At 41.2% G+C, this 11,374-nt stretch carries 8 protein-coding genes; 7 read left to right on the top strand and 1 reads right to left on the bottom strand.

What is annotated here, in order from left to right; genetic code table 11:
- Positions 1-227 precede the first annotated feature (227 nt).
- The 7 genes from EJP82_RS27300 to EJP82_RS27270 all read left to right on the top strand — a co-directional run bounded on the left by EJP82_RS27300 (position 228) and on the right by EJP82_RS27270 (position 10,161).
- On the top strand, positions 228-1,859 hold the full coding sequence (locus tag EJP82_RS27300; protein WP_127195233.1) for a formate--tetrahydrofolate ligase: 1,632 nt from the start codon (positions 228-230) through the stop codon (positions 1,857-1,859).
- Between the two features lie 219 nt (positions 1,860-2,078).
- Positions 2,079-3,425, top strand: coding sequence for an ABC transporter substrate-binding protein (locus EJP82_RS27295; RefSeq protein ID WP_127195232.1), 1,347 nt, complete (start codon positions 2,079-2,081; stop codon positions 3,423-3,425).
- 100 nt (positions 3,426-3,525) lie between these two features.
- On the top strand, positions 3,526-4,485 hold the full coding sequence (locus tag EJP82_RS27290; RefSeq protein WP_127195231.1) for a carbohydrate ABC transporter permease: 960 nt from the start codon (positions 3,526-3,528) through the stop codon (positions 4,483-4,485).
- Positions 4,482-5,345, top strand: a complete 864-nt coding sequence (locus EJP82_RS27285; RefSeq protein ID WP_127195230.1) for a carbohydrate ABC transporter permease — start codon at positions 4,482-4,484, stop codon at positions 5,343-5,345. Before EJP82_RS27290 ends, EJP82_RS27285 begins: the two co-directional genes overlap by 4 nt.
- A 122-nt stretch (positions 5,346-5,467) precedes the next feature.
- Entirely contained in the window at positions 5,468-7,189 is a 1,722-nt protein-coding gene (locus EJP82_RS27280) for a cache domain-containing sensor histidine kinase (RefSeq protein ID WP_127195229.1), read from the top strand.
- Between the two features lie 14 nt (positions 7,190-7,203).
- Positions 7,204-8,547 (top strand): ABC transporter substrate-binding protein, encoded by a 1,344-nt coding sequence (locus EJP82_RS27275; RefSeq protein WP_127195228.1) that lies wholly within the window; start codon positions 7,204-7,206, stop codon positions 8,545-8,547.
- A gap of 24 nt (positions 8,548-8,571) precedes the next feature.
- Complete coding sequence (locus EJP82_RS27270) at positions 8,572-10,161, top strand: response regulator (protein WP_127195227.1); 1,590 nt, start codon at positions 8,572-8,574, stop codon at positions 10,159-10,161.
- 73 nt (positions 10,162-10,234) lie between these two features.
- On the opposite strand, the gene EJP82_RS27265 is transcribed toward EJP82_RS27270, so the two are convergent.
- Positions 10,235-10,492 carry a GlsB/YeaQ/YmgE family stress response membrane protein gene (locus EJP82_RS27265; protein ID WP_127195226.1) on the bottom strand — a complete coding sequence of 86 codons (258 nt, stop codon included), beginning with the start codon at positions 10,490-10,492 and terminating at the stop codon, positions 10,235-10,237.
- Positions 10,493-11,374 lie beyond the last annotated feature (882 nt).

Genomic DNA, 11,374 nt, shown 5'->3' with positions numbered 1-11,374 from the left:
TGGACCGCAGGGTCCTGGGAGAGTAGGACGCCGCCAAGCAATAATGGAGAAGCCACTACCGAAGTAATTCGGTAGTGGCTTCTTTTTTTAATGCTAACTACTTTGGGGGAATCTTCTGAGATTATCTTTCATTTCCCACTGCATACTTTACCCCATTTGATGTACAATATGAAATGTATGTTTATCTGTGATTACAGTGCTAGAATTACTGGAGGTAGTCTACTAGAATGAAACCTATTGTTGAAGTTGCACAATCTTTTGGAATCAATGAGGAATATTTAGAGTTGTATGGTAAATATAAGAGCAAGTTGGATTTAACACTCAGTAACGAATTACAGGATCATCCTGATGGGAAGCTAGTCTTGGTGACAGCAATGAATCCTACACCTGCTGGCGAGGGGAAGACACTTACAACGATTGGACTTGTTCAGGCGCTAAATGCGATAGGAGAACCAACTATTGGAGCGCTTAGAGAACCTTCATTAGGACCTTGTTTTGGAATGAAGGGTGGAGCAACAGGAAGTAATAAGGCTCAGATTGTTCCATCTGAAGATATTAACCTTCACTTTACCGGTGATATCCATGCTATAACTTCAGCTCATAATTTGCTCTCGGCTATGATTGATAACCATATTTTTCATGGAAATGAGCTAAGAATAAATCCACAACGGATTTTGTGGAAGCGCGCTATGGATATGAACGACAGATGTTTACGAAATATCGTGACAGGTCTTGGAGCTGGGAACGGGGCAGTTCAAGAGACGGGTTTTATGATTACGACAGCATCTGAGATTATGGCAGTATTATGTCTGAGTAAGGACCTAGCGGATCTAGAGAAACGTCTTGGTCAAATGCTGGTCGCTTATAATGAGAAGGATGAAGTGGTGACTGCCGCACAGCTGGGGGCAGTAGGTGCGATGGTTGTGTTGCTTAAGGACGCGATCAAGCCTAATTTAGTACAAACTATAGAAGGGACTCCAGTGGTAGTCCATGGTGGTCCATTTGCTAATATTGCACATGGATGCAGTAGTGTCATAGCTACCAAACTATCTCTGAAATTGGCTAAAATCGTTGTAACGGAGGCTGGATTTGGAGCTGATTTGGGTGCTGAGAAATTTTTTAACATTAAATGTCGACAAGCTGGACTGACTCCAGCAGCATCTGTACTTGTGGTCACAGTCAAGGCGCTTAAATATAATGGTGGAGCATCTAAGTTAGAACTGGATCAACCGAATCCCAAAGCGCTAGAATTAGGTTTGCCAAATATGAAACGACATATAGAAAATATCCAAAAATTCGGTGTACCCGTGATGGTCGCGATAAATCACTTTGCATCGGATCAAGCGGAAGAGATAGATCAAGTTATAGATTACTGCAAATCCATTGGAGTTAAGGTAGAAATTTCGAAGGTTTGGGCTGAGGGTAGTCAGGGCGGTATTGATTTAGCTAGAACACTTACCCAGATTTTAGACGCAGAAAAGACTGCTTTTACAAGCCTATACTCAGACGAAATGGACACTCAATCTAAAATAGAGAAGATTGTTCAGGAAATATACCGCGGTGCAGGAGTTTCATTTTCACCGGCCGCAGTTCGGGGGATCAAGGAAATTGAACGGCTTGGGTTCAATTCATTGCCTGTGTGTATGGCCAAGACCCCGTATTCATTCTCTGACCAGCCCCAACTATTAGGTGCTCCAGAAGGGTTTACCTTACATGTTAGAGCAGTATCCGTCTCGGCAGGTGCTGGTTTCATTGTAGTCCATACAGGCAATATAGTAACGATGCCAGGACTACCTAAATCACCAGCTGCAGAGCATATTTATTTGGATAAACAAGGTGAAGTTATTGGTTTGATGTAACTAGTTTATAACGTGATTTCTACTTAAAAATACGAAAAATTAAATTTTTAACGACCTAATGCGGTATTTAAGCCGACTTAGGTCGTTTTTTTTTGCGTCGATAATTCAGTACCGTAAAAATTCCAACCATAATTCGCAATATTACCTCCTCAAAAAGCGAAGATATTTACGTTAGACTAAAAAAGAAAAATATGTAATAAGGGAAGGGGTTATAAAAGAATGAAAAGAAGCAAATCTTGGGCAATACTATTGATCGCTGTTCTAATGGTTGCCTCACTAGCAGCATGTGGAGGTAACAACAACAAGACTAACAATACTGCAAACAAACCTGCAGAAACTACGAAGACGGATGCAGCAGCACCAGCCGAAACGACAGAGCCGGCGGAGGACGTTGTACTTAGCTTCTGGTCACTAGGAACGACTAACTATGAAGCACTTGCTAAGGAATACACAGCTCTACACCCAAATGTCACATTTAAGTTTCAAAATACAGCAGACCAAACGGCGCATCATAACAACTTGACGACTGCCCTTTCTGCCAACTCTGGTGCCCCTGACATCTTTCAGCTTGAAATCGGATTCATGGAGCGTTTTATTAACGCACAAGATAAATTTTATAATTTGAACGATCTTGGAGCAAAAGATATTGCTAGCAACTACCTTGATTGGAAATGGAAACAAGCCTCATCGATCGACGGCTCATTCCAATTAGGTCTTCCTACTGATATTGGCCCTACAGTAGCATATTACCGTACAGATGTCGTTGAAGCAGCTGGATTGCCAACTGATCCTGATCAATTCTCAGCAGCAATCGATACTTGGGATAAATTTGCTGCAGTAGGAAAACAATTTACGGAAAAGACAGGCAAACCTTTCACAGACTTAACTGACTTGCTATATAACGGACTTCGTGACCAATCTGAGGATCAAATTTACTATAGTAAAACAGATGGTTCCTTTATCGGAGATACTAATCCACAAGTCAAAAAGGCTTATGATGTTACAGTGAAAGGTATTCAAGAGGGCTGGGTTGGTAACACTTTACTTTGGTCCCCTGAATGGAATCAATCCATCGCTGATGGCGGATTTGCAGTAATGCTTGGACCTGCTTGGATGGCTGGTACGATCCGCAATGCTGCTGACACTGCTGGTAAGTGGAAAATTGCTCAACTTCCAGAAGGTGCAGGTAACTGGGGCGGTTCCTTTATTACTCTTCCTAAAGAAGGTAAACATCCGAAAGAAGCTTACGAGTTTATTTCATGGATGGTCAACAAAGAGAACCAATTAAAATCGTTTGAAGCTAGTGGATTGTTCCCTTCAATTCCAGCACTATATGATGATCCTGCTTTCACAAAAACAGATGATTTCTTTAGTGGTCAAGCGATCGCAGGCGAATATGCTAAATCGGCAAATCGCATTAAGCCTGTATATTATGGACCGTTGCATGACCAAACGGATGCATTCTTCAAAAATGCACTTAAAAACGTTCTAGAGCAAAAAGCTGATCCTACAAAAGAGTGGAATAATGCAGTTGATCAAGCTAAGAAACTTGCAGAACGCAGCTAATGAATTGAAGTAGCAAGAGTTTTCTCCAAATTCGCAAGAAGATTAGTATCTTCTTGCGAATTTGGATTTATCTATCAATAACTTCCTTGGAGGTGCATCAATGGCTGAACCAGCTACAGCAGTGCCGGTCGAACGCGTTAAAAGTAAAAAGCCGTTTCTAAATGAAACTAGACGAAGCCGAATAACAGCTTATACTTTTATATCGCCCTTTTTTATTTTATTTGCAATATTTGGCCTATATCCGATTATTTTCACAATCTATTTATCCTTTTTCAAGTGGGACGCATTAGGTCCAATGAAATATGTAGGTTTTAAAAATTACGATCTAATTATAGGCGATCCAACCTTTTGGATTTCTTTCGGCAATACGCTGATTATGGCGTTGATGGGAACTGTGCCGCAGCTCATATTGGCATTATTTGTGGCTGTAATGCTCAACTCAGCGATGAATCGCTTTAAAAAGAGCTTCCGTTTGTTATACTTCATGCCAAATATTACTTCCATTGTTGCCGTAACTCTAGTATTTAGCACAATGTTCGGTAATAACGGTATGATTAACTGGGTAATAAATAGTTTGGGATTTGATAGTGTAGCATTTAACTCCAGCTACTGGGGTGTGAAAATTGCTATCTCGACCATGGTTATGTGGCGTTGGATGGGTTACAATGCCATCATTTTCTTATCGGGTCTACAAAGTATTCCTACGGATATTTACGAAGCATCGCGAATCGATGGTGCCAATAGAAGTCAGCAATTAATTTATATTACACTACCATTGCTACGGCCATTTATTCTATTTGTCACACTGATTTCTACGATCGGTGCACTCCAACTTTTCACAGAACCATACGTTTTCCTCGGTCAGGGTGGGACAGGTGCCACTCGTCAGGAGGGAGTCACGATGGTTACTTATTTGTACAATGAGGCATTTAGTAATGGATTCTTTGGAACTGCAGCTGCATCGGCAGTCATGCTGTTAATCGCTACTATTTTCTTCTCCGTCCTTAATATGGTCATATCTAACCGTTTGGGTGGAGACACAGGGGGGAAACAAGCATGAGCTTAGCGGTTGTTAGTAAGAAAAAACCCGATGATGCGGGAATAGTATTAAAGATCTTCTTTTATCTCTTTATGGTTGCTGGGGCTCTTGTGTCCATCTTTCCGTTCTACTGGATGTTCGTTATCGGAACAAATGATAAAACGGGGGCTTTTCATGTTCCACCTTTATTGACACCGGGATTCGAATTCTTTGATAACTTTCAACGTGTGTTGGAGCGTACTGACTTTTTCAGAGCTTTGGGTAACTCGGTGTTAGTTGCATCTGCGGTAACTATTTCTGTTGTATTTCTCTGCACATTAGCGGGTTATGCATTTGCCAAGTATGAATTTCCATTAAAAAAGGTGTTGTTTGTCTTTGTTATTGCAACGATGCTTGTACCAGCTCAACTAGGTGTTCTTCCATTGTATGTAATCATGGCGAAACTGCATTGGATTGATAGCTATAAAGCATTGATTGTACCAGCAATGGTTAATGCGTTCGGAATATTCTGGATGAGACAGTATATTACATCTGCCGTACATTCGGAATTAATCGAAGCAGGGCGGATTGATGGTGGGGGTCATTTTCGAATATTCTGGAATATCGCTATTCCGGTGGTGACTCCAGCAATGGCAACTCTTGGTATACTTAATTTCATGAATGTGTGGAATGACTTTTTCTGGCCACTTGTTGTTTTAAAGAATAAAGAGCACTATACGATTCAGCTTGCGCTTCAACAATTGTTCACCAACAAAGATGGTTTGGACTTTGGTATGATTATGTCCGCTACATTTACGGCAACTTTGCCACTACTTATTGTGTTCTTACTGTTTAGCAAGTGGATAATTGCTGGTCTGACTTCAGGTGCCATAAAAAGTTAGTCGAGGGCATATTTATGCAATCGAAATCAATTCGAAATTAATGTTCAACAATAGGTAGCAAGGAATTTGTAACATTATGAAGAATAATAGAGTAAGTGATTATGAGAGGGGGGGGACAGGGAATGAAACTCCGTCGAAAAATCCTACTAGCTATTATTCTTCTTGTGTTTATTCCGGTTATCCTCATGGGGGCCGTATCGTATTATAGCTTCTCTAAATCGATGGAGGATAAGTCGATTAATTTCTATTGGATCTCTCTACAGGAAAGTGACCGTAATTTGAAGTATGCTCTAAATGAAATAACGACGATTTCTAACTCAGCTATTACGCAACCGGTTATTCAACAGACATTGAAGATGCAAAATTTTGTTGTTGATTATGAGAATAAGCAAATTATAAACAATCAAATAAATCACCCTATGATCAATTCATTCGGATTGTATTCAAACGACCGATTGCTGTATCAATATAATGAGTCAATGTCATTTAATGATCTGAAAATGCAAAGCTGGTATGAGGCGATGAAAGCAGCCGAGGGTCGTCCAATTTGGGTAGGTCCAGGTGAAAACGGTTCCGCCTCTACAGGTAAACCTGTACTTATTCAGGCCCGTCTGATCAAAGATTATTACTCACTAGAGGATATTGGGGCGTTAGTTATTTACGTTAAACCAGACATTTTGGATCAGGTCTTTTGGGAGGCCGCCATGCTCAAACAAGGAGATATTCTTTTGGTGAACAAGCAAGGGAAAATTGTCTTTGATAAGTCTGGTGAACATATTGGAGAACAAACACAATTTCCATTCTTAGCAGATGGTTATTCGAACGGCAAGGGCTATTATGTAGATAAATACTTAAATGAGAAATCATTGATCACTTACTTACCGTCACACAATAAGGAATGGTATCTAGTGGCCATTACTCCGAATAAACTCATCTCCTCGGAGTCGGTGTCTATTCGGAATATAGCGATTATTTTGGTGTTATTCTCTTTAATATCTGCCTTTTTGTTTGATCGTTACTTCGTTAGAAGATTGGTTCGCAGTATTATAGGTTCAGTTAACGGGATGAAGCGCGTGCAGCAGGGGATATTCATTCCGATCACATCTAATGTAAAGACAGAGGATGAAACTGACTTATTAATCGATGGATTCAACCGGATGAGTACACAAATCATGGAATTGATTCAGCAGGTCCAGACAGAGCAAGCGAGGAAAAAAGAAGCGGAATTACAGGCGTTGGTAGCCCAGATTAATCCCCATTTTATATATAATTCCTTGGAATCGATTAATTCTATGGCGGTGCTGCAAGGCAATAGGAATATAAGCAAAATGGTTATTTCCCTGGGCAAGCTCTTGAGAATTAGTATTAGTGAGAATCAAGAGCTTATTCCACTTAGTATGGAACTGGAGCATGTTCGTCATTATCTTGATATTCAGAAGTTTCGTTTCGAGGATAAATTTTCTTATGAAATTGAACTTCCTGAGTCTATGAAATATTTTGTGACTCAGAAGCTGATTGTTCAGCCTATTGTGGAGAATGCATTATACCACGCCATTGAACAAATGGAGGACAACGGATTTATCTCCATCGTAGTGAGAGAAGATGTACGCGATATTCTGATTGATGTAAGTGATAATGGTCCAGGCTTTGATCAGGCTACACTCTTAAGTTTATGGAGTAAGGATCGGGGCAATTTGAAGAAATACCGTGAGAACGGCGTTGGACTTAAAAATGTCCATGAGCGTCTCAGCATCCGATTTGGTGGATATTATGGCATTCTGATTTGTTCTTCCCCCGGTTTTGGGTCTACCATTCGAATCCGTATACCCAAAATACTACCTTGAAGGGGGGAAACGTCATGAAATGGATCATGAATTGGGGCTGGATATTGCTGTATTCCGTCGTTCTCATGGCCTCTGTCCTGTTCATTGCCACAGGCAATCGTGAACCGATTGAAGAGACCCAGACGGAGAAAATAACGCTGACGTTTCGTCATTTCTGGATCAAGGAGCATGACAAACCAATGCTGGGCATTTTTGAGGATGTCGTTCGAAATTTCCAGGAATCTCACCCGAATGTTAAGGTGAATTTCGAAGGGATGGACCAAACGGTCCACCGGGAACAGAAGCTAAAGAGTGAGATGGTGACTGGAACTCCGCCGGATATGTTCGTTTTGTTTGGAGGAGCGGAAATTGAGCCGTATGTTCGATCCAACCGGCTGATGGATTTAAGTGATGTTGTTACGGAAAGCGGACTTAAGGATCAATTTCAAGACCTGCAGCTATGGACGTTCAATAATCGGATTTATGGTTTGCCGATTGAGGGAAACGCTGAACCTCTTTATTACAATAAATTTATTTTTAATAAATTGGGGATCGAACAACCTGAGACGTTGGCCCAATTAAATACGGCGATTGAGATTTTGAAGAAGAATGGATATATACCTTTCGCACTTGGAAATGAAGATCGTTGGCCGGCGGCCATTTTCGCTCACTATTTAATGGATCGATATGCTGGACCTGATCTGATCAATGAATTAGTGCAGGGGGAAGTAACAAAGAGCTTTAGTAATCCTGATTATATAAAGGCATTTGAACAGTTGGAAACTTGGATTCAGCAAGAGGCATTCAGCCAGTCCTCTAATTCTTTGTCAACTGAAGACGCGATTAAGCTGTTCACAAGCGGAAAAGCTGCGATGTATCTGAATGGTAACTGGGATATTAATCTTTTTCATAATGAGGATGCACCGGCAGATTTTCAAGATCAGGTTGGTGTGATTCCATTTCCTTCTCTGCAGGCTAAGGATAGTAAGTCAATTGCAGGTGGATACACAATAGGAATTGGATTATCTTCAAATATGGAAGCTGCGAAGAAGGAAGCTGCGGAACAATTGTTGCAGGCATTTTATACGAAGGAAGTCCAAAGCCGTATAGTTTATGAAGGACTACGAATACCCGCGATTAAAGTGGCGTACGATTCAGATAAGACGGGGCCTATATTTGCACAGGTAATTAGGTTAATGGAGCAAAGTAATCAGAGCTTCGTACCCTATGACAATATATTGTCACCGGAAGTTAAGAAATCCTTTTTGCGGGTAATCGAGGAAATGATATCCGGAAAAATATCCGCTAAAGAAGCTTTGGAGGAGACTCAGAAATCCTCCCAGGAATACTGGCTGCAACGGACAAATTCCTCGCCCTAATAATCACCCTGGAGGTGTCTTGATATGGAAACATCAGAGGATAATTATCGTGTAATTCTGGTAGATGACGAACCGATCATCCTGCGTAGCTTGAAGGTGGCGATTCCTTGGAATGAACTAAAACTAACTATTGTTGGTGAAGCAAGGAATGGAGAAGAAGCGCTTCGGTTAGTTCGTGAGCTGTCGCCGCATATGATTATAAGCGATATTCGTATGCCAGGGATTGATGGGATCACTTTGATGAAGGAAGTCTTGGCTGAGAACTCTAAGCGGTTATTTATTTTTATTAGTGGATACGGAGAGTTTGAATATGCAAGGGAAGCGCTCCGAGAAGGCGCGTTCGATTATTTATTGAAGCCGATTGATCACGATGAATTGATTGAAATGATTTTACGTGCTAAGAAAGCTTTAGAGAAACAGATGGAAAATGATAAATTGCTTCACTCGGTTCAGATGTTATCCACATTAGCTCGTGAACGGATGTTTGCGGAATTTATCGATGGGAATAGCAGTCCGCTGCAACATATGAGTTGGTTGGAAAATAGTGAGCTAGAGTCAGATTTTTTCATGGCTGTTATTCAATTGGATCATTTTATGAAGCTGGATGAACGATGGACGATGGAAGAGAAAAGATTATGGCTGTTTGCGATTCGTAATATTCTGGGCGAGTGGTCGCTAGAGCATGGGGGGCTTACTGTGTTTCCTTTTCATAGTGGAGAGTGGATATTATTATTTCCTAGCTCACAAAGTGGAAAGAAGGAAAGCCTCGGAAGTGACATTATTCAGCAAATCAAAATAAACACCAAGCTTTCTTGCTCTGTTGGATTTAGTCAAAGCACGGTAGGAATTGAGCAACTCAGCAGCGCATACCAAAGTGCAGTCAAGGCATTGTATCGGCGATTTTATCGAGGGCAGGAGGGTGTTTTTGTCGATAGCGGGTCTGACGTGGTGAGCGATCCAGCAGAAGCCAAGTATCCTAAGCGACTTGAGACAGAAATTCTGGGATGTATTCGCACGTTGAATAAAGAGCGGATGTTAATTCTGTTTGATGAAACACAGAGCTATCTTGAGACTTATGCTCCTACTAAGGAAATGGCAGAACGGATGATTGTTGAACTGACTGTGGTTTTATATCGACAGTTTGAACAAATGAATCTCCTATTGGAGTGGTCACTAGAGGGTTTATTGCAGGAACTGCATTCTCAAGAGACATTAAGTGGAATAATGGATGTTCTCAAAGTTAATTTTGGAAAATGGATTATGGAAAGCGTGGGCAATCATTCTAGAGAGAACGTTCAGGCGGTCATTAGTAAGTCACAAGAGTACATTTCTAATAACTATCATAAGGATCTCAGTATAGAAGAAGTATCAGAGTTGGCTGATCTTAGCATAAGCCACTTTTGCATGTTGTTTAAACAAGTGTCGGGATATACTTTTTTGGAATATCTGACTCAGTGTCGGATAGAGAAGGCGAGATATATTCTGAAGAACAGTAATGTAAAAGTCTATCAGGTGGCCCCGCTCGTTGGGTATCAGGATCCAAGATATTTTACTCAAGTATTTAAAAAGGTGACGGGGATGACACCCTCTGAATTCCGCGAAGAAGGAGCATGATGGGGACGGAGAGGCAACAGGAAAACGGACTGCCACAGTGTGTGTAGCAGTCCGTTTCAAGTTAAAGATATGTTTATGAACGACTCTTTCTCATGAAGCCCATGACTACACCAACTATAAGCACAAGCACGATGGCACCTATTAGAGCAGGGACAAAGTAGAAATTCCCAATAACTGGTCCCCAGTTACCCATAATGATGCTACCAAGCCAAGCTCCAACGAAACCAGCAATAATATTGCCAATGGCTCCACCTGGAACATCTCTGTTCATAATTAATCCTGCTAACCATCCGATGACGCCACCGATAATTAATGACCATAAAAAACCCATACGAATCACCCCTAAATTATTGATTTTCTTGATGTTTACTATTAACCAAAGGCGGTAATTTTAAACAGGTAAGTGGTGTTTTTTTATCATTCTATATGGCAAGTAGTCGTCAGGGTTGGGTATGTGATTGACGAAAAATCATCTAAGTAGAAACAGTGGTATAAGCCATAGCAAGCCAGTACGAGCTGAAGCACGAGCCAAACGTGAATTAAAGCACAAGCCAAAAATGAATTGACTCATAGGCGAAACACGAATTGAAGAACAAGCCAAAAATGAATTGAAGCATAAGAGAAACACGAATCGAAGAATAAGCCATACAAGAAACGAAGAACTAGCTATGCATGAATCAAAGCCATAAGCAGTAGACCAATATCCGTAGCACGATCGCCGAACAAAGGTGATAGTACAAGCCGAAGTACAGATCGCAGCACAAACCGAAGTACAGATCGTAGTACAAGCCGCAGTATAAACGTAGTACAAACCGCAGTACATAAATCATAGAACAAGTGGTACTACAAACCATACTCAGTGTCCGGCAAACCGCACATGGGATATCTAACCGAGATCAAGTTGTGGCACGGCAGCTAGGCGGACATAAGGGAGCTTATTTCGCTCAAAAGCACCCATTTAGAAACGATTCCGGACATAGGATGCGTTATTTGCTGTATAAGGCGCTGATTTATCCCCATTTTCAGTGAATAACGGAACCCATGTCCGCAAAGTGTGAATTTTGGGGCATTTATGAGTAAATAGCGTACTCAGTGTCCGGTTAGCCGCACATGGGATCTCTAACCGAGATCAAGTTGCGGCACGGCCGCTAGGCGGACATGAGATACCTTATTTCGCTCAAAAGCACCCATTTAGAAGCGATACCGGACATAG

Origin of the sequence: Paenibacillus anaericanus, assembly GCF_003994475.1 — a bacterium.
GTDB lineage: Bacteria > Bacillota > Bacilli > Paenibacillales > Paenibacillaceae > Fontibacillus > Fontibacillus anaericanus.
The sequence above is the reverse complement of the archived record's forward strand: the minus strand, read 5'-3'. Positions and strand labels throughout refer to the sequence as shown.